Here is a 19,865-nt window from a genome sequence, read left to right as displayed (position 1 = left end):
TTTGTCGAAAGTTAACGAGAACATTATTCACATTAAACAAAACTTTCCATAATCTTCATACGTAGGTAAAATAAAGAGTAAACAAGTCTACCATTCATTCTACTATTAGGAGGACGATTAATCTGAATCTCACCTATTTATTTAGAACTATGCGCTTTATGATCGTAATTGTTAGTGTGCTTTTGTCCGTTTTTATCCTGATTCAAATTTCAAAGGTTACATACCCCTTTATCATCGGCCTTTTAATTGCTTTTATGCTAAACCCATTTGTAAATTTCTTAGAAAGCAAAGGTCGGTTACCTAGAGCACTTGCCGTTTTAATCGGTATTATCTTTATTTTTGCTTTATTTGCAGGTTTCATTACTTTATTAATTGCAGAAATTGTGTCTGGTGCAGACTATTTAGCTGATGTCGTCCCAAGACATTTGGATACTCTTATTGGTTTCATCGAGGACTTTATCACTGCTCAGATTATTCCACTTTATAATCAATTAACAAGCTTATTTAATTCATTAGATACCGGTCAACAAGATACGATAATAACCAATATTCAAAATGTAGGAAGAACCATTGGATCCACGATAGGTGATTTTGTGCAAAGCTTCTTTGGAAACATACCTAATATCCTATCATGGTTTCCAAATGCTGCAACAGTAGTCATATTCTCCTTGTTGGCCACTTTTTTCATTAGTAAAGATTGGTATCGCCTGTCACGGTTTAGTAATAAGATTATTCCCCCCCGTGCCAAAAGCAGCACAAAGAGAGTACTTGAAGACTTAAAAAAAGCGCTATTTGGCTTTATAAAAGCTCAACTTACCTTAATATCTATTACAACTGTAATCATTCTTATTGGGCTTTTAATTTTACGTGTAGATTATGCGATTACCATCGCACTTGTAACAGGATTAGTCGATATTATTCCTTACTTAGGAACAGGCGCTGTGTTTGTTCCGTGGATTATTTATGAGGCTATTGCAGGAGAGATGAGTTTAGCTATAGGTTTAGGAGTTTTGTATATCATTGTGCTTGTTCAACGACAGGTCATGGAGCCAAAAGTATTATCCTCTAACATAGGTCTTGATCCTCTTGCCACATTAATTGCGTTATTTGTTGGCTTTAAATTAATTGGCTTTTTAGGGTTAATTGCAGGTCCTGTTACCCTTGTCATCATCACAACCTTGCACCGTGCAAATGTATTTAAAGATGTTTGGTCCTTTATTAAGGGAAAAGAAGCATAAAAGTCCATTCTCCTGAGAATGGACTTTTCTTATTTTATTATCTTAATTTTCCCTTTGTTCATCCAGTTGTCGAATGCCTTGCTGAGTAAGATTTTGAATAATTTTCTTGTTGGCGGTACCAGTAATAGGAAGCCTGTTGCATCTGTTATAAAACCTGGTGCTAATAGAAGTGTGCCACCGATGATAATACAAATTCCATCCAATAGTACATCACCAGGCATTTGACCAGATTGAAGGAGATGTTGAGCCTTTCTTATCGTATCAAGTCCTTGTTGCTTTGCTAGGTAGGCACCAAGCAAGCCTGTTAGAACGATAAGGGTGATGGTAGTCCAGATGCCAATAGTCTTGCCTGATAAGAGCAAAAGACCGATTTCTGCTGCCGGTATTATAATTAATAGTAAAACGATATAACGCAAAATAATCGCCTCCTAGTTGTCCTTTTATTATATGTGTATTCCATAAAATCAGCAAAAAAGAAGCAACCATTAGGCTACTTCTTCACTTATATTATAGAACGCTTGCGTGACCGTTATAAATAACACCATGTGAAGCGTCAATCGTAACTTCTTGACCATCCTTTAAGCTAGTAGTTGCACCTTCAGCGCCTACAATTACTGGAATCCCAAGACTCAGTCCTACTACTGCAGCATGACTTGTTAAGCCGCCTTCTTCCGTAACTAACGCACTGCATTTTTCAATTGCTGGAACCATCTCAGCATCTGAGCCAATCGTAACAAGGATAGAACCTTCTGTTACTTTATCTAACGCTTCTTTCGCTGAGTTAGCAATCACCACTTTACCAAAAGCTGTTTTTCTTCCAATTCCTTGAGCTTTTAGTACTACATCTCCAACAACATGAATTTTCATTAAGTTTGTTGTGCCTTTAACATTGACCGCACCTGCAGTAATTACCACTAAATCTCCGCGAGAAACGATTCCACTGTTTAAGCTTTCCTCTACCGCTGTATCAAGCATTTCATCAGTAGTATTGGCTTGTTTTCCGATTTGAGGATACACACCCCAAGCTAGTGATAGACGTCGGGCTACACCGTCATCAGAAGTAACAGCCACAATTGGAGCCTTAGGACGGTATTTAGAGATCATTCTAGCCGTATGTCCACTTTCAGTAGGAGCAATGATCGCATTTGCATCCAGATTTAATGCTGTGTGCGCAACTGATTGCCCAATTGCATCTGTAATATTATGATCATTTTCTTTGCTACGGTTAGATAAGATTTCTTTATGATCCAATGCAGATTCTGCACGAGATGCAATGTTATGCATCGTTTGAACCGCTTCTACAGGATACACACCAGCAGCTGTTTCCCCTGAGAGCATAATAGCGTCTGTTCCATCAAAGATAGCATTGGCTACGTCACTTGCTTCCGCTCTTGTTGGACGTGGGTTACGTTGCATAGAATCAAGCATCTGTGTAGCCGTAATAACTGGCTTCCCTTGTGCGTTACATTTTTTAATTAAACTTTTTTGAACAAGAGGTACCTCTTCCGCAGGAATTTCTACTCCAAGGTCTCCACGTGCAACCATTAGCCCGTCAGAGATTTCAAGAATTTCGTTGATATTATCAACACCTTCTTGATTTTCAATTTTAGGAATAATGTGGATATGTGTTGCATTTTGTTCCTCTAATAAACGGCGAATTTCTAGTACATCGGATGCACGACGTACAAAGGAAGCTGCAATAAAGTCAATTCCTTGCTCGATACCAAAAACAATATCGTTCGCATCCTTTTCTGTGATTCCTGGCAGATTTACAGATACACCTGGAACGTTTACACCTTTTTTATTTTTAAGTGTGCCTGTATTTAAAATTTTTGTATAAATTTCCCCAGCATCACGGTCAATCTTAGTTACTTCTAAGCCAATTAAGCCGTCATCTAGTAAAATTTTTGAACCTTCGTTCACATCATCAATTAGCCCAGGATATGTAATGGAGAATTTATCAACCGTTCCTTCCACCTCGGTCATAGAAACAATCACATGGTTTCCTGCAACTAACTCAATTGCACCATCAACCATATTATTTGTACGAATTTCTGGACCTTTTGTATCTAACAGAATAGCAACTGTTTTTCCGGTTTGCTTTGCAGCTTCACGGATATTTCTAATACGTACACCATGCTCTTCATGGTCACCGTGAGAGAAGTTTAGACGAGCAACATTCATCCCAGCCTCAATCAGCTGTGTTAATTTTTCTACGCTTTCACTTGCTGGGCCTATAGTACAAACAATTTTCGTTTTACGCATACAGTTGTGGACCTCCTAATATTTTAAAAAACGTTAAATGGATAGCTCTTTTGACAAGTTGTACATACTTTGATTTACCGAATGCTTTCTCGTTAGAATTTCGATGATATCGTGGTCAATAAGCTCATTCTTTTCAATACCAACCGCTCTTCCACCCTTGCCTTGTAACAATAACTCAACCGCAAATGCACCTAGACGACTAGCAAGCACTCTATCTGCTGCGGTAGGAGATCCACCACGTTGAATATGTCCTAACACAGACACACGAGTGTCAAGGTCGGTTGCTTCCTTGATTTGCTTACTGAATTCAACACCACTGCAAACACCTTCTGCAACCATGATGATACTGTGCTTTTTGCCACGCTCATGGCCACTTTTCAAACGAGCTGCAATCTCATCCATATCATAACCAACTTCTGGTATTAAGATTGTTTCAGCTCCTCCTGCTAAACCAGCCCAAAGAGCAATGTCTCCTGCATCTCGCCCCATAACTTCAATGATAAAAGCTCTATCATGAGAAGTAGCCGTATCACGAATTTTATCTACTGCATCAATTACCGTATTTAGAGCAGTATCAAATCCAATTGTATAATCTGTACCTGGTATATCATTATCAATTGTTCCTGGTACACCAATACAAGGGAAGCCGTGCTCTGTTAATGCTTTTGCCCCTCTATAAGATCCATCGCCACCAACGACAACTAAACCTTCAATACCGAATTTCTTTAATTGTTCAATTCCTTTTTGCTGACCTTCTTTTGTTTTAAACTCCTCACAACGAGCAGAATAAAGCATGGTTCCCCCGCGATGAATAATATCACCAACAGAACCTAGTTCTAACTTTTTGATATTTCCGCTAATTAAGCCAGAGTAGCCATTGTATACTCCATAGACTTCCATATCATGAAAAATTGCTTTACGAACGACCGCACGTACAGCAGCGTTCATACCTGGTGAATCTCCACCACTTGTTAACACACCGATTCTTTTCAAAGCAAATCACCTCTGTATTGGATTGTTGAAGTATTATGTATAGTTAGAAGATGAATAATACGACATGTGATGCACTACTATTATTTACAGAATACCCGGGAATATTTCTAAAATACCATGAAGAAACAATGTTCTCAACTCTATCATAAACATAAAATCAATAGACGAAATAGTTTTTTTATTGAAAGCGCTTAATTCTATCTTTTTTTTCTAAAAATGTTCATAATTCGATATTTACTGTCATTTTATTGGGATTTCTCTAAAAAAATAAGAAAGAGTGTGTTGAAACACACTCATCCATTTACACCTATATATTCGTGTAAAAATGTATATTTACCCATATTCTTGTATTTTTCATATCTTAACGCAAGCAGTTCATTTTCTGTTAGCTGTAACAACTGCTTTAGTGACTGCTGAATCGTATTTCTTATGCTTTCGGCTTGTGTATTTACGTCCTTATGGGCTCCACCTCGAACTTCAGGAATAATTTCATCGATCACTCCAAGTTCCTTTAAGTCTGGTGCCGTGATTTTCATGGTTTCAGCGGCCTGTTTCGCAAGAGAAGCATCCTTCCAAAGGATAGCTGCAGCTCCTTCAGGGGAAATAACCGAATATGTTGAGTTTTCAAGCATATGGATATGATCACCTACACCAAGTGCAAGGGCACCACCACTTCCTCCTTCTCCAATGACAATACAAACAATAGGTACGGTTAAGCTAGCCATTTCAAAAAGGTTCCTTGCAATCGCTTCGCTTTGCCCTCTTTCTTCTGCAGCTTTCCCAGGATACGCACCCTTCGTATCAATAAAACAAATAATCGGACGATTAAATTTCTCCGCTTGTTTCATAAGTCTTAATGCTTTACGGTACCCTTCAGGATGTGGCATTCCAAAATTTCTACGGATATTTTCCTTCGTATCTTTCCCACGCTGATGGCCAATAATAGTAATAGGCAACCCTTGAAACTTCGCTACTCCTGCTACAATGGCTTCGTCATCCCCAAAAAAGCGGTCCCCATGACATTCAATAAAATCAGAAAAGATAATCGATAAATAATCATGAGTGGTTGGCCTGGCAGGATGTCTCGCAATTTGCACTCTATCCCATGGCTTCATGTTGTCATAAATATCTTTTTCAAGCTTTTGAAGTCTTGCCTCAAGCTTTTCAATTTCGTCTGTCAAATCTACTTCCGCACTCGCTGTAAATTCTTTTAATTCTGCAATTTTCTTTTTCAGTTCAATGACTGGTTTTTCGAATTCTAGTTCTCCAACCATTCTACTTCACCTCCAGGCGTATGAATATCAAGTAATGTTGAAATTTTCTCTCTCAAATCATCCCTAGAGATTACCGCATCTAACTGACCATGCTTTAAAAGAAATTCTGCTGTTTGAAAATCCTCAGGAAGCTCTTCTCTAATGGTTTGTTCGATAATTCTTCTCCCTGCAAATCCAATTAAAGCACCTGGCTCAGCGAAATTAAAGTCACCAAGAGAAGCGAAGCTAGCAGATACTCCGCCAGTAGTCGGGTGTGTCATGATCGATATGATTAGGTTACCTTCGTCGCTAAACTTTTTAAGGGCAACACTCGTCTTGGCCATCTGCATCAGGCTCAATACTCCCTCTTGCATCCTTGCTCCACCTGAAGCTGTAAAGATGATAAATGGGATGGATAGCTCACCTGCTTTTTCGATCGCTCTCGTAATCTTCTCACCAACTACAGAGCCCATGCTTCCCATTCTAAAAGTAGAATCCATCACGGCAACAACCGCGTCATGTCCTTCGACCTTACATACACCAGTCACAACAGCTTCATTTAAATTTGTTTTCTGACGATCCTTTTCAAGCTTTTCAATATAATCGGGGAATCCAAGTGGGTTCTCAGATATCATATACCGATCTAGTTCAACGAAGCTTCCTTCGTCAACAAAGCTTTTCAGCCTCTCCTGTGAATTCATTGGATGATGGTATCCACAGTGAACACAAACCTTAAGATTCTTTATTAATTCCTTAGAATACATGATTTTTTTACAGCTTGGACACTTGGTCATAATCCCTTCTGGGACATCTTGCTTTGCAGCCTCGGTTGGAATAGTTGCATATTTTTTCTTCTTTGATTTTGTAAATAGATCTTTAATTGGCAAGCTTAAACCTCCCCATAGAATTCTAATAATCTCAGTGGTCAGACCACTAAAATGAAAAATAATGCCTTTTATATATGAAGGCTCGTCTAGTTCTTTTTATCATGTTAGTATAATGTCACAATAAATTCTGCAGATATTTGTCGTTAAGCATTCGACAGTTTCCGTAGTGAATAGTACGACCGTAGAACATCCGCCTCATTTCCACCTAGTAAGGCTTGAACGATTGCGAAGTAGAACGGATCGTTCCTTTCCATCTTCGGAAGCTTTAGCGCATCGTAATAATCATTTAAAATCGACCAAATACGATAGAAAAGATGATTATCAGCCAGCTCAATAATTTTTATAAAAAACTGATCGTCCGTAAATTCGCAAGATTCGAGCCACTCTTTTAAATCTTCTAGTTGCTTTACATTATTTCTACGGAGAATGAGTCTTAAACAATCTAATTCGATTAAATACTTCGTTTCAATCACATCTTGTTTTGCTTTTGAATCTTGAAGCACAAATGTGCCAAGTAGCTGCACAAGCTGATTACTGCGAAAATCTCTTATAAAGGTACCTTCTCCTCGACGGGTCTCAATTAGTCCTAAAAGTTCTAAAGCTCTTAATGCTTCACGAACAGAGGAGCGTCCTACATTAAGACGCTCACAAAGTTCTCGCTCTGATGGAATTTTATCACCGGGTTTTAAACCATCTTGTTCAATCATACTTCGAAGCTGCTTAACAATTTCCAGATAGACTTTTGAGCCTCGTTTCACTGGTTCCATGCTCACTTTAAAATCACTCGCTCTTTCCAATAACGGAAAGCTGGCTAGTTCTAGTCTTAATCTCCAATGGGTCAACCTTTATTCTGGCTACACCTGTTTCCATTGCTGCCTTCGCAACTGCTGCCGCTACCTCAGGCGCTACTCTCGGATCGAATGGTGCTGGAATAACGTAGTCAGCACTTAGCTCCTCTTCTGAAACAAGACTAGCAATTGCTTCAACCGCTGCCACCTTCATTTTTTCATTAATATGAGTGGCTCTTACGTCTAAAGCACCTCTGAAAATCCCAGGGAAAGCTAGTACATTATTTACTTGATTCGGGAAATCAGAACGTCCGGTTCCGATAACCTTCGCTCCAGCTTTTTTCGCTTCTTCAGGCATGATCTCCGGTGTTGGATTCGCCATAGCGAAAATAATTGGATCCTCATTCATTGTTTGAATCATTTCACCCGTTAATGCACCTGCAACAGAAACTCCAATAAACACATCTGCACCTTTAAGTGCATCTACAAGACTACCTGTTTCTTGATTACGGTTCGTATATTTGGCTATTTCATTTTTAATATCATTCATTCCAAACGGTCTACCTTCATATATAGCCCCTTTAGTGTCACACATAATAATATCACGTACACCATAGGTATATAGAAGTTTCATAATCGCAATCCCTGCAGCACCTGCTCCGTTAGCTACGACTTTAATTTCATTCATCGATTTGCCAACAAGCTTTAGCGCATTTACTAAACCAGCAACTGTAACGATTGCTGTACCATGCTGATCATCATGAAACACAGGTATATTGGTTTCCTTTTTTAGTCTCTCCTCAATCACAAAGCAATTAGGAGCAGCAATATCTTCAAGGTTTATTCCGCCGAATGTTGGTTCTAATAACTTGACGGTTTCAATAATTTTTTCGACGTCAGTTGTACCTAAGCAGATTGGAAATGCATCAACTCCAGCAAAGCTTTTGAACAAAACAGCCTTTCCCTCCATAACAGGAAGTGCCGCTTCTGGACCAATATTTCCTAGTCCAAGGACAGCTGTTCCATCAGAAACAACAGCAACCATATTCCCTTTCATCGTGTAATCATAGACCGTTTCAGGCTTGTCATAAATTTCTTTACAAGGCTCGGCCACTCCTGGCGAATAGGCAAGGCTTAGGTCATTTGCATTCCTAACTTGAACTTTCGATTTTGACTCGAGCTTACCTTTGTTTACTCTGTGCATATGTAATGCTTCTTCACGTAAAGTCAAAATGCATTCCACCCCTTAGTTAAAATAACTTACTTTTCTCCATCCCCTTTTAGTGGTCAGACCACGTACACTTACACAATATAACATAATACAAATGGATGTAAAGGCTAATTATTTCAAAATGACGTTATCTGAACCAAGCAACTCCTGGATTTCCCTAATGAGTATCGTTGTAGGTTGTACATAATCCTCTTTACCAAGCCTAATACTTCTCTTAGACTCCTCGTAGTAAAGAATAACAGGTGTTCCTCCATAATGCCTGTTTAGCAGTTTCTTTAGTGCATGCAAGAATTCACTTTGTTCTTGATGCTTTTGTATTTTTAGATATAATATGTTTTTACCATCCACCGTTTCTTCGTTTTTAACTACTTCCTTGGCCGATGATATTATGAGTTGCTTTACTCCATTTCGTTCCTCGATTTTCCCATCAACAAACACAATATTACCTTGTTGTAAGAGCAGCGAATATCTTTTTAGAACAGCAGGAAAGACAACCGACTCCATATCCCCGCTTTGATCGGATACTGTCAAGAAAGCCATCGTTTCTCCCTTTTTTGTACGAATTTTCTTCAATTCAGTAATATAGACCAAAACCCTTACATTTCTACTTGCAGTTGAAATATAAGAAATCGCCATTGCTTGTTCCAACTTAGCTTCTTTCTCATAAATGGAAACGGGGTGGTCCGAAAGATATAAGCCTAATGCTTCTTTCTCCTGCCTTAGTTTATCTTCAGCCCTTATCGGATCAACGGTTACATATTTTGGTTTCAGGAAAAACTCATCATCTGTAAATAGATCTCCTTGCTGTGAGTCATCAGGATTTACTAGCTGCGCATGATCTAAAGCCACGTCAAGGCTAGCTAATAGCACGGCACGGTCTTCTCCGAATTCATCGAAGCTACCGGAATGGATAAGCGATTCTAATGCCTTCCGGTTAACTGATTTAGCAGACACTCGGATACAAAAATCAAAGAGATCCGAAAATTTCTTGCTTTTTCTAGCGGAGAACAAGCCCTTTAAAGCTGCAACGCCAATCCCCTTTATGGCTGTAAGACTGTATCGAATTGCATGATTTTCCACTAAGAAAGTATAGCCGCTTTTGTTAATGGATGGAGGCAAAACTTGAATACCCATTTCACGACATTCTTTTATATATTGAGCAATCTTTGACTCATTACCAATACTTGAGGATAATAACGCAGCCATAAAATACACTGGATAGTTCGCTTTAAGGTATGCGAGTTGATACGCAATCACACTATATGCAACGGCATGACTCCTATTAAATCCATAGTTTGCAAATTTTACGATCAGATCATATACCTCATTGGCAATGCTTGACTCGTACCCCTTTGTCATTGCACCTTCAACGAAATGCTGTCTTTCTTTATCAAGAATTTCTTTTTTCTTTTTTCCAACTGCTCGCCTCAATAAGTCAGCTTCACCTAAACTAAACCCCGCCATCGTTGAAGCAATTTGCATGATTTGTTCTTGATACACGATGATTCCATACGTATTTTCAAGAATCGGCTTCAAATCTTCATGCAAATACGAGATATGTTCTTTTCCATGCTTTCTATCTATAAACATCGGAATATTTTCCATAGGTCCGGGACGGTATAGAGCGTTTACCGCAACAATATCTTCAAAATTTGTTGGCTTTAACCGTCTTAATACATGTCTCATCCCTTCAGACTCTAATTGAAACACACCCGTTGTTTCTCCACGGCTTAACATCAAAAACGTATCCTTATCATCTAAAGGAATCGTTTTAATATCAAAATTAACTCTTACTCTCTTTTTTATCAAATCAATAATAGATTCTATGAGGGTTAAATTCCTTAAACCCAGAAAATCCATTTTTAATAGTCCAACCTCTTCCAAATCGTCCATCGCATACTGAGTGAGATAGACAGATTGACTTCCCTCACTTATGGGAACAGTGTTAACAAGCGGTTCTTCAGAGATCACTACCCCAGCTGCATGTGTGGATGTGTGCCTTGGAAGGCCCTCTAACTTTACTGCTGTCTCAAACAGCCTTTGGTTTGTAGGAGATTCATTAACAAATGCACGGAGCCTTTCTGACTGAGCGTAGGCATCTTTTAATGATATTCCAAGTTGCGAAGGTACCGCTCTTGACAGACCTTCGAGTTCCTTCGTATTTAATCCAAAAGCTCTTCCAACATCACGAAGGGCCGCTTTTGCTGCCAACGTACCAAAAGTAACGATTTGAGCCACATGTGCTTCTCCGTACTTGTTAGCGACATACTCGATCACCTCATCACGACGGTGATCCGGAAAGTCGATATCGATATCTGGCATTGTGATACGTTCTGGATTTAGAAACCTTTCAAATAACAAATCATATTTTAATGGGTCAACATCCGTTATGTACAACACATATGAAACCAACGATCCTGCTGCCGAACCTCTACCCGGACCAGTTAATATATGCTGTTCTCGTGAAAACCTCATAAAATCCCAAACAATTAAGAAGTAATCAGCAAATTTCATTTTCTCTATTACGCTTAATTCGTATCGTAATCGCTCTTTATGCTCTTTGGTTGCAGAGCTGTACCTTTCAGAAAGACCTTTCATGCAAAGCTTTTCTAACAATCCCTCTGCCGTTTCACCCTCAAGTGTTGGATACTTAGGAAGCTTTTGTTTATGGAGCTCAACCATAACATTGCATTCTTCAGCAATTCGCCAAGTATTTTCTAACGCTTCAGGGAAGTCCGCAAAAAGTTCAACCATCTCTGCACTCGTTTTTAAATAATATTGGTCGGTCCCCAAACGTTCCCTGTCATCATCGTGTAACTTCTCTCCATTTTTTATGGCTAATAAACACTCATGGGCAAATGAATCCGATTGTTGTAGATATCGAACATTATTTGTGACGACTGTTTGTACTGAATGAGAATTCCCTAAAGAAACGAGTTTGTTTAAAAGACTGGTTTCTGTTGGAACATTATGATTTTGCAAGGAAAGAAAGAAGCTATCTGCTCCAAATATATGTTTATACAATTCCGCACATCTCGCTGCTTGTTCATCGTTATCCTCTAGTAAGTACGACTCGATTTCCCCCGCATCTCCCGGAGAAATCGCAAATAATCCAGCTGCGTAATGTCTAAGCCATTTTAACGGAATACCTTCCTTGGATTTCGTTTGTACAACACTTGAAATTTTCATTAAGTTTTGAAATCCCACCTGATTTTTCGCTAAAAGAATAAGTGGGAACGCCATATTAGAAGTTATCTCACTTTGAACATCCACTGTAAGTCCAATGATCGGTTTCATCTCATGCTTTAAGCATTGCTTATAAAAGGTGACAGCACCATGCATGACATTGTAATCAGTTAATGCGAGCATCGTAAATCCCTTTTCTTTTGCTCCCTTTACCAATTGTTCAACGGAAGCTGTGCTTGATAATAAACTAAACGCACTTTGCACTTGAAGGTGAACAAAAGACATATATATCACACCCTAACTGCTTCATTCTTCTTTTATTATAGGGGCATAGACGAAAAAAAGAAAATATGTTCGCTTCAAGAAAGCTCATATTTTTTAGAGTTTGTCCATATGATGTATCAATACTTTATTGATGTGAGGATGATTGTTGTGAGCGAACAACCGTATATATCGATTTTAATAGATGCCTACTTTATTGCTCTAGGTGTTTTATTAGGCGGAGCGCTCATCGGTGGGCTATCTGCATTCTTGACTGGAAAACCAATGCTCACGGAAATTTACCGTATATCAACTTCTATACGGATATGGGCAATCATTGCTGCGATAGGCGGAACATTTGATACAGTTTATAGCTTTGAAAAAGGGTTCTTAGATGGAGGAACAAAGGATATCTTTAAACAATTCCTGCTCATTCTTACTGCTATGGGTGGTGCGCAAACAGGAGCAACGATCATTAACTGGTTAACTCAGGAGCATATTTAAATGAGAATTCCGCCTTTCTACCGACTTCGTGCTGTCCAGCAGTTTATTGCAGGTATGGCGTTAGGTGGTGTCATCAGCTGGTGTGTATTTCTATATATTTACGGCGATTGGCAAGAAAGATACTCAAAAGAGCTAAAGCTGCAAGAGGAAACCATTAAGGATTTGAAGAATGAGAAAAATATTTGGCAAAATGACTATCGGGAGTTAAACAAGAAAAACGAAGAACTTCTTATTGTCCAAGACATTAAAATTAAAATCAGCCAAAAATACCAAATAGACTCATTTAGTATCTATGAAGTGGAAGAAGCCATTAAAGAGGATATCAACCCTTTGTTAAAAATGGATATTGATACAGCCTATAAAAGTAGTGATTGGGTTAAAAAGGTTATTGAAAATCGGACACACAGGATAAACGATAAAAGATACCAAGTCAAAGTAAAGGAAATTGTGTTTTATACGACATTATCCATTCAACTTGAGATGCAATTAGCGAATAATTAGGGTAGGAACAAAACTAAGTTCCTACCCCTTCTTTTACTTACAAACTTCTTCAATATCCTTCATAACATGTGGAACTTCATCCCATGAATAGATGGATGCTCCAGCTGCAAGAGGATGACCGCCACCTTTATATTTTTTAGCCACTCCATTAATAACCGGACCTTTTGAACGAAGGCGAACACGAATTTGATCACTTTCCTCAATAAAGAAAGCCCATGCTTTAATTCCTTGTACACTTCCAAGAGCACTCACAAGCAGGGAGGCATCTGCTGCCCTTACATCATATGTAGCAAGCAGTTCCTTTGGAAGGATCATAGATGCAACGCCATTTTCGTTCATTTCGAAATTTTGAAGAACATAGCCATTTAACTTAACCACATTCATTGGTAGTTCGTACATTCCGTCATAAACTTCTGTACGAGAGAAATTATATTTTATTAACTCTCCAGCATATTGGAATGTTCGATCATTTGTACTAGGGTAAAGAAATCTCCCCGTATCTCCAACAATTCCTGCATACAATAATCTTGCCGCTTGATCTGACATTTGTAAGCCCTTATCTTGACCATATAAGTAGAGTTCATAAATCATTTCACTTGTTGAGCTAGAAGTCGTATCAACCCAGACAAGATCACCATATGGATCCTCGTTTGGATGATGGTCTATTTTGATCAACTTGTCCCCAGAGAGGTATCTTTGGTCACAAATACGCTCTTGATTTGCCGTATCTGTCACGATAACTAGAGACCCATTATATGTATCATCACTTATTTCATCAAGCCGTCTCAAATATTGTAAAGACCGCTCTTCTTGTCCAACTGTGTAAATCGTTTTGTCTGGGAAAGAAGCCTTTAAGATTTCTGCCAGTCCTCCTTGTGACCCATACGCATCCGGATCTGGGCGAACATGTCGATGAATAATAATGGTATCGTACTGTTTAATCGTTTCAATTATTTGATCTTTCATTGCTGATCTCCTTTTTTCCTAATACTCTCTTTTTAACACAAAAAGAGAAAAAGTAGAAATTATTTTATATACAAGGTAGAATAATGGAAGAATGTCGAAGCTTGGAGGGAATTATATGCCTATATTTGTCATTATTATTGTCGTATCTATTATGTTTTATCTTTTTTATAAAATCCAATTTTTTCGTTCCAACCGACCAGCAGAAAAGAAATGGATTTCTGCTAAAAGCAATATTGCTCTAGGATTATTTATTGCATCCTTTGGAATGAATCGTATCATGATTTCTCAATCAACTGTAGTGTATATCATAGGTGCTATTTTTATCGCCCTTGGAGCATACAATATTTTGGGTGGAATAAAAGCTTATAAGTATTTCCTTCCTCTTGCAGCGAAGGAAGCAACTGAATTAAAAAAGCATATGTAAGAAGGGGAGTTGTTCATTCATCGAACAACTCCTTTTTCCTAATGTCTGTCAATCAGCTGACACATCATCATCGCTTTACCAACTAAAACATTTTCGTTATATACTTCCACATCGACCTTCCCAAATTTTCGACCAACCTCTAGCACTTTCGGATAAATTTCTAATACACTATCCATTTGAACGGGTTTTAGAAAATAAATGGTCATATTTTCAACGACTAGATCACCTTTTTTATATCCTCTTAGAACACCATTGGCTGCTTCTGTCACAATAGTAGTGAAAACACCATAAGAAATCGTCCCAATCGAGTTAGTCATTTGAGGGCTTACTTCACAGCGAAGAACGTCCTCGTTCTTTGTTTTCCCTTTCGTTACTACAAGCTGATTTGTAACGATGTCATCAATCGTTTCTCCGACTTGAGGCTGCCGTTGGATCATCTGTAGAGCTTTTAGTACATCCTGTCTGCTTATGATTCCCTCTAAGCGATTATTGTCGTCAACAACAGGAAGGACCTCAATCCCTTCCCATACCATCGAGTGGGCACAGGAGGCAACACTCGTTTTCCCAGTAACAGTCATTGGATTTTTTGTCATGATTTTTTCAATACTCGTCGTATCTGCAATTCCCATAACGTCCTTTGAAGTAACCATCCCTTGCACCTTCATCTGGTGGTCGACTACTGGAAAACGACTATGCTTTGTTTCACGATTTTTTTCATGCCAAACTTCTATTGTATCCGTTGTTTTTACATAGATTGTCTCGTTAATAGATGTTAGAATATCTTCAACAAGTACAATTTCTTTCTTTATTAACTGATCATAAATGGCACGGTTAATCATCGCAGCAACCGTGAAGGTATCATAGCTAGTTGAAATAATGGGCAACTGAAGGTCATCTGCCAACTTTTTCACTTCATCTTCCGTATCAAATCCACCAGTGATGAGCACGGCTGCTCCAGCATTCAATGCATACTCATGCGCTTTTGTCCGGTTCCCGACAATGAGTAGATTACCTGCTCCAGTGTACCTCATCATTTGTTCAAGCTTCATCGCACCAATGACAAACTTATTTAATGTTTTATGTAAACCCGCACGTCCACCGAGAACTTGTCCATCAACAATATTTACTACTTCAGCAAATGTTAGCTTTTCAATATTCTCCTTTTTCTTTCTTTCAATTCGAATCGTACCAACACGTTCAATCGTGCTCACATAGCCTTTATTTTCTGCATCCTTTATGGCTCGATACGCAGTACCTTCACTAACATTAAGCGCCTTGGCAATTTGCCTTACTGATATTTTTTCACCAATTGGTAGTTCATCAATATATTGTAGAATTTGTTCATGTTTTGTAGCCAAGACCTTCACCCTTTATAAATTCTGTATTTTCTATTAGTTTGGTATCTATCCTTTTATTATAAAGCGTGAAGGGGCTTGATTACAATTTGATTTCATTTTGCGAATAGGTAATTAATAGGCTCGCACTTTTCTTCGCACCTGTTTTTTTGATAATTTAGCTTCTGTAACCCTTCTCTTTTTAGGTGCATACATAATAGCAGATAAATTCCCTGCTATTACGAATACGGCTAACACAAGCCAGGCCACTGAGTATATTCCTGCAGTTCCCGCGTTATACGCTGATAGTTCAGGTACTCCGTAATAAAGCATCACTCCCGTTGCCAGTAAGCAAAATAGGTATCGATTTTTCTTCAATTTAAGCAATCTCCTTTCTTGTCCAACTAGTAAAATGTATGCAAAAAAATAAAAAAAAGTCGATGAAATCGTCTAGTGACTCTTTCATCGACAAACTTTTTCTACAACTCTATCGACTGTCCTACATCAAGGACAACGCCCACTCCATCAGGAAGCATCTTTACAAACGTTTTAGGGTCTTGCTGAAGCAATGGGAAGGTATTAAAGTGAATCGGTACTACCTTCTTTGCTTGTAATAGTCCTGCAGCATAAGCAGCATCATCTGGACCCATCGTAAAATTATCACCGATCGGCAGGAAAGCTATATCTATTGGATGTCTGTCCCCAATTAGCTTCATATCCGAAAATAATCCCGTATCCCCCGCATGATAAATGGTTTTCCCATCAATCGTTAAAAGGACACCTGCAGGCATACCAAGGTAAACGATTTCATTATTCTCGTTTATGTACCCTGACCCGTGAAACGCTTGGGTTAGCTTAACTCTACCAAACTCGAAATTAAATCCTCCTCCAATGTGCAATCCGTGTGTTCTTACCCCTTTTGAACCTAAATAATCTGCTAATTCTGCCGTTCCGATTACAAGTGCATTATTCTTCTTCGCCAGTTCAACTGTATCCCCAAGATGATCATTATGTCCATGAGTTACAATAATCACATCTGCTTTTACATCCCCTACTTTTAAATCCGTTACTGGGTTTCCATTAATAAAAGGATCAAAAAGAATTCTCGTACCGTTTGCCTCAACTAAAATAACTGAATGTCCATGAAAGCTAATTTTCATCTCTCAACACTCCTTTTGACTTTTCAATTTCCTTATACCCATATTTTACTATCAATATAAGTTTACTTTCAAAAGTAATGTTGTTACTCTAAATTTATAGTAAAGGGGGAATCATTGTGACAAGTAAACTGAACACAATAGCTGAATGGCTTAAACAAGAACAAATTGATTTTTGCTTTTTAACAAACCCTGACAGCGTGTTTTATGTAAGTGGGTTTTTAAGCGATCCCCATGAAAGACTACTAGGTGTAGGTATTTTCCAAAGTGGAGACCCCTTCCTCGTTTGTCCTTCCATGGAAAAGGAAGATGCAAAGAAGGCAGGCTGGGGCTATGATATTATCGGTTATACGGATATCGAAAATCCATGGACATTGATACATAAACTTTGTAACGATCGAACGAAGTCTTTAGAAAAAATAGCAATTGAAAAAGAACATATGAATGTGGAGCGCTACGAGCTTATAGGTTCCTTATTTTCACAAGCTACTTTTCTTCCTGCAGAGGAAAAGCTCCGCAAATTACGGATGGTAAAAAGCGAGAGTGAAATTGCTACGATTCGCGAGGCGTGTGCCCTAGCTGATTACGCAGTTGAAGTAGGCTGTTCCGAAATAGCGGAAGGAAAAACAGAACTGGAAGTATTAGCAGCCATTGAATATGAATTAAAGAAAAAAGGCGTTTCGGAGATGTCTTTTTCTACTATGGTTTTGACAGGGCAAAATGGAGCGTCTCCACATGGAAATCCTGGATTGACAATAATGAAAAAAGGCGATCTGGTTCTCTTTGATTTAGGAGTCGTCGTTGATGGATACTGCTCAGATATTACCCGTACAGTAGCACTTGGTGATATAAGTGAGAAGCAAAAAGAGATATATGATACCGTTTTAAAAGCTCAAGCCGCAGCTATCGAAGCGAGTAAGCCTGGGGTAACTTGCCAATCGGTCGATCTTACTGCAAGAAATATTATTTCAGCAGCCGGCTACGGAGAATATTTTCCGCATCGGCTCGGTCACGGGCTAGGAATTAGTGTGCATGAATATCCTTCTCTAACAGAAACGAATACACTTCTACTTGAAGAAGGCATGGTCTTTACAATCGAACCAGGAATCTACGTTCCTGGAGTAGCAGGTGTCAGAATTGAAGATGACGTACTCGTTACCTCCAATGGGGTTGAGATCTTAACAAAGTTTCCAAAGGAATTACAAATAATAAGATAAAGAAAAGCTATTTGAACATTTTTTATAGGGATCCGTTTTGAGGTACTTTTCTTAAAATACATGCCGAAATGGCGTCGTATTGGCATCGTTATTGGTAGAATAAAGGAAAACTCGCTCCCTTTTAAATTTGATGTCTTGTCCTTATTCGAGTAACTAGTAACCAGCAAAATTAAGCGGAGTTTTTCCGGTTAATTGCAGAATGAAGCCCGTTTTGGGTTAAATAAGTGGAGATTTTCCGTTTATGCAAGGAAAATCTCCACTTTATCACGTTTTTTGAGACAATAGTCGGAATTTCTCCGCCTATGTAAGCTATTTTTTATCGTATTTGCTAATTAAGCGAAATTTCTCCGTCTATTATGAACTCAGATGCTTAACCGTTGAACATTTTCATGGAGCTTTTCTTGAATTTCTATTTTTCTAATAATTCACGAGAAGCTGCATATTCTAATCCATGAGCTTCCGCCACAGCCTCATATGTAACATAGCCTTCAAGGGTATTGATTCCTTTTAATAATGCTTCATTTTCAAGACAAGCTTTTTTATAGCCTTTGTTTGCAATTTGGAGTGCATAAGGCACGGTTACATTTGTTAAAGCCATCGTTGAAGTACGTGGTACTGCACCGGGCATGTTTGCTACTGCATAATGCACAACACCATGCTTTTCATATGTTGGCTTATCATGTGTGGTAATACGATCAGTCGTTTCAAAGATCCCACCCTGATCAATAGCAATATCAACGACAACCGAGCCTGGTGACATCGACTGAATCATTTCTTCTGTAACAAGCTTAGGTGCTTTTGCTCCTGGTATTAACACAGCGCCAATGACTAAGTCAGAGCTTTTTACTTCTTCAGCAATATTGTAGTGGTTAGACATAAGAGTCGTCACATCACGGCCGAAAATATCATCAAGTTGACGAAGTCTATCAGGACTCAGATCGATAATCGTCACACTTGCCCCTAGCCCAATTGCCATTTTTGCTGCATTGGTTCCTGCCACTCCCCCACCAATGATGGTCACCTTTCCTCTATTCACACCTGGTACACCAGCAAGAAGGATTCCTTTCCCGCCATGTACTTTCTCTAGGAATTGAGCACCAATCTGTGTAGCCATTCGTCCAGCTACTTCACTCATAGGAGTTAATAGCGGAAGGCTTCCATTGGAGAGTTGGACCGTTTCATAGGCAATTCCAACTACTTTGTTTTCAATTAATGCCTTTGTTAATTCTGGCTCTGGTGCTAAATGTAAATATGTAAATAAAATCAATCCTTCTCGGAAATACTGATATTCCTCTCGAAGTGGTTCTTTAACTTTCATTACCATATCCATCGACCACACTTTTAAAGCGCTTTCAACAATGATAGCACCAGCATTCACATAATCATCGTCACTAAAACCTGATCCAAGACCAGCCCCTGTTTCAATATGTACTACATGCCCAAACTTCACTAAATTAATAACACCAGCAGGAGTCATAGCGACTCGATTTTCGTTATTCTTTATTTCTTTAGGAACTCCAATACGCATGCCTTACCCTCCAAAATATGTAATCAGTGATCATGAAGCCGATAATAAATATACCACTTTTTTATTATAGGAATAAAGAGATTTCTGTCATCCTTTGACATAATTTCCTGTTATAATGGTCATAATTTCATT

The 19,865-nt window shown here is 38.7% G+C and carries 18 protein-coding genes; 5 read left to right on the top strand and 13 right to left on the bottom strand.

Annotation, left to right across the window (positions count from 1 at the left end; translation table 11 throughout):
• Positions 1 to 158 precede the first annotated feature (158 nt).
• A complete protein-coding gene (gene ytvI / locus ACFFHF_RS02615) occupies positions 159 to 1,238 on the top strand; it encodes a sporulation integral membrane protein YtvI (protein ID WP_377057567.1) in 1,080 nt (359 codons plus the stop codon).
• A gap of 29 nt (positions 1,239 to 1,267) precedes the next feature.
• On the opposite strand, the gene ACFFHF_RS02610 is transcribed toward ytvI, so the two are convergent.
• The 8 genes from ACFFHF_RS02610 to dnaE form a co-directional block, all read right to left on the bottom strand.
• Positions 1,268 to 1,654 (bottom strand): FxsA family protein, encoded by a 387-nt coding sequence (locus tag ACFFHF_RS02610; protein WP_160546641.1) that lies wholly within the window; start codon positions 1,652 to 1,654, stop codon positions 1,268 to 1,270.
• Positions 1,655 to 1,745: 91 nt separating this feature from the next.
• Complete coding sequence (pyk, locus tag ACFFHF_RS02605) at positions 1,746 to 3,503, bottom strand: pyruvate kinase (protein WP_160546640.1); 1,758 nt, start codon at positions 3,501 to 3,503, stop codon at positions 1,746 to 1,748.
• 33 nt (positions 3,504 to 3,536) lie between these two features.
• Positions 3,537 to 4,496: a 6-phosphofructokinase gene (gene pfkA, locus ACFFHF_RS02600; protein ID WP_160546639.1), complete on the bottom strand. Its 960-nt coding sequence runs from the start codon at positions 4,494 to 4,496 to the stop codon at positions 3,537 to 3,539.
• Positions 4,497 to 4,789: 293 nt separating this feature from the next.
• Entirely contained in the window at positions 4,790 to 5,770 is a 981-nt protein-coding gene (gene accA, locus ACFFHF_RS02595) for an acetyl-CoA carboxylase carboxyl transferase subunit alpha (protein WP_377057566.1), read from the bottom strand.
• A complete protein-coding gene (gene accD, locus ACFFHF_RS02590) occupies positions 5,755 to 6,636 on the bottom strand; it encodes an acetyl-CoA carboxylase, carboxyltransferase subunit beta (RefSeq protein ID WP_160546637.1) in 882 nt (293 codons plus the stop codon). Before accD ends, accA begins: the two co-directional genes overlap by 16 nt.
• 143 nt (positions 6,637 to 6,779) lie before the next feature.
• On the bottom strand, positions 6,780 to 7,403 hold the full coding sequence (locus ACFFHF_RS02585; protein ID WP_160546716.1) for a FadR/GntR family transcriptional regulator: 624 nt from the start codon (positions 7,401 to 7,403) through the stop codon (positions 6,780 to 6,782).
• A 13-nt stretch (positions 7,404 to 7,416) separates the two neighbouring features.
• Positions 7,417 to 8,655, bottom strand: coding sequence for an NADP-dependent malic enzyme (ystJ, locus tag ACFFHF_RS02580; RefSeq protein ID WP_160546636.1), 1,239 nt, complete (start codon positions 8,653 to 8,655; stop codon positions 7,417 to 7,419).
• Between the two features lie 111 nt (positions 8,656 to 8,766).
• Positions 8,767 to 12,126, bottom strand: a complete 3,360-nt coding sequence (gene dnaE / locus ACFFHF_RS02575; RefSeq protein WP_377057565.1) for a DNA polymerase III subunit alpha — start codon at positions 12,124 to 12,126, stop codon at positions 8,767 to 8,769.
• Between the two features lie 138 nt (positions 12,127 to 12,264).
• Between dnaE and ytrH the strand changes: the two genes are divergently transcribed.
• Both ytrH and ytrI read left to right on the top strand, forming a co-directional pair.
• A complete protein-coding gene (gene ytrH, locus ACFFHF_RS02570; protein WP_160546715.1) occupies positions 12,265 to 12,606 on the top strand; it encodes a sporulation membrane protein YtrH in 342 nt (113 codons plus the stop codon).
• Positions 12,607 to 13,107, top strand: coding sequence for a sporulation membrane protein YtrI (gene ytrI, locus ACFFHF_RS02565; RefSeq protein WP_160546634.1), 501 nt, complete (start codon positions 12,607 to 12,609; stop codon positions 13,105 to 13,107).
• A 33-nt stretch (positions 13,108 to 13,140) separates the two neighbouring features.
• Here the strand turns inward: ytrI and ACFFHF_RS02560 are convergent, their stop codons facing one another.
• Positions 13,141 to 14,073: a DHH family phosphoesterase gene (locus ACFFHF_RS02560; RefSeq protein ID WP_160546633.1), complete on the bottom strand. Its 933-nt coding sequence runs from the start codon at positions 14,071 to 14,073 to the stop codon at positions 13,141 to 13,143.
• Positions 14,074 to 14,188: 115 nt separating this feature from the next.
• Here ACFFHF_RS02560 and ACFFHF_RS02555 point away from each other — a divergent pair, with 115 nt between their 5' ends.
• The gene (locus ACFFHF_RS02555) at positions 14,189 to 14,497 is read left to right on the top strand and encodes a YtpI family protein (RefSeq protein ID WP_160546632.1); all 309 of its coding nucleotides are present in this window, start codon (positions 14,189 to 14,191) and stop codon (positions 14,495 to 14,497) included.
• A gap of 38 nt (positions 14,498 to 14,535) precedes the next feature.
• Here the strand turns inward: ACFFHF_RS02555 and ACFFHF_RS02550 are convergent, their stop codons facing one another.
• The 3 genes from ACFFHF_RS02550 to ACFFHF_RS02540 all read right to left on the bottom strand — a co-directional run bounded on the left by ACFFHF_RS02550 (position 14,536) and on the right by ACFFHF_RS02540 (position 16,991).
• Complete coding sequence (locus ACFFHF_RS02550; RefSeq protein WP_160546631.1) at positions 14,536 to 15,855, bottom strand: CBS domain-containing protein; 1,320 nt, start codon at positions 15,853 to 15,855, stop codon at positions 14,536 to 14,538.
• 111 nt (positions 15,856 to 15,966) lie between these two features.
• Entirely contained in the window at positions 15,967 to 16,209 is a 243-nt protein-coding gene (locus tag ACFFHF_RS02545; RefSeq protein WP_160546630.1) for a hypothetical protein, read from the bottom strand.
• A gap of 101 nt (positions 16,210 to 16,310) precedes the next feature.
• Positions 16,311 to 16,991, bottom strand: a complete 681-nt coding sequence (locus tag ACFFHF_RS02540; RefSeq protein ID WP_160546629.1) for a metal-dependent hydrolase — start codon at positions 16,989 to 16,991, stop codon at positions 16,311 to 16,313.
• 116 nt (positions 16,992 to 17,107) lie between these two features.
• On the opposite strand from ACFFHF_RS02540, the gene ACFFHF_RS02535 reads away from it, so the two are divergent.
• Entirely contained in the window at positions 17,108 to 18,205 is a 1,098-nt protein-coding gene (locus ACFFHF_RS02535) for a M24 family metallopeptidase (RefSeq protein ID WP_377057564.1), read from the top strand.
• A 409-nt stretch (positions 18,206 to 18,614) separates the two neighbouring features.
• Here the strand turns inward: ACFFHF_RS02535 and ald are convergent, their stop codons facing one another.
• On the bottom strand, positions 18,615 to 19,733 hold the full coding sequence (ald, locus tag ACFFHF_RS02530; RefSeq protein ID WP_160546628.1) for an alanine dehydrogenase: 1,119 nt from the start codon (positions 19,731 to 19,733) through the stop codon (positions 18,615 to 18,617).
• Positions 19,734 to 19,865: the final 132 nt, after the last annotated feature.

This window comes from Robertmurraya beringensis, from assembly GCF_042433785.1.
Lineage (GTDB): Bacteria > Bacillota > Bacilli > Bacillales > Cytobacillaceae > Robertmurraya_A > Robertmurraya_A beringensis.
Note: the sequence above shows the minus strand (reverse complement) of the source record. Positions and strands in the feature narration are given on the sequence as shown.

Coding starts and splice junctions, on each gene's coding strand:
- ald (WP_160546628.1), bottom strand. CDS start 19,733: ATGCGTATTGGAGTTCCTAAAGAAATAAAGAATAACGAAAATCGAGTC.
- dnaE (WP_377057565.1), bottom strand. CDS start 12,126: ATGTCTTTTGTTCACCTTCAAGTGCAAAGTGCGTTTAGTTTATTATCA.
- pyk (WP_160546640.1), bottom strand. CDS start 3,503: ATGCGTAAAACGAAAATTGTTTGTACTATAGGCCCAGCAAGTGAAAGC.
- ACFFHF_RS02540 (WP_160546629.1), bottom strand. CDS start 16,991: ATGAAAATTAGCTTTCATGGACATTCAGTTATTTTAGTTGAGGCAAAC.
- ytvI (WP_377057567.1), top strand. CDS start 159: ATGATCGTAATTGTTAGTGTGCTTTTGTCCGTTTTTATCCTGATTCAA.
- ytrH (WP_160546715.1), top strand. CDS start 12,265: ATGATTGTTGTGAGCGAACAACCGTATATATCGATTTTAATAGATGCC.
- ACFFHF_RS02555 (WP_160546632.1), top strand. CDS start 14,189: ATGCCTATATTTGTCATTATTATTGTCGTATCTATTATGTTTTATCTT.
- ACFFHF_RS02585 (WP_160546716.1), bottom strand. CDS start 7,403: ATGGAACCAGTGAAACGAGGCTCAAAAGTCTATCTGGAAATTGTTAAG.
- ACFFHF_RS02560 (WP_160546633.1), bottom strand. CDS start 14,073: ATGAAAGATCAAATAATTGAAACGATTAAACAGTACGATACCATTATT.
- ytrI (WP_160546634.1), top strand. CDS start 12,607: ATGAGAATTCCGCCTTTCTACCGACTTCGTGCTGTCCAGCAGTTTATT.
- accA (WP_377057566.1), bottom strand. CDS start 5,770: ATGGTTGGAGAACTAGAATTCGAAAAACCAGTCATTGAACTGAAAAAG.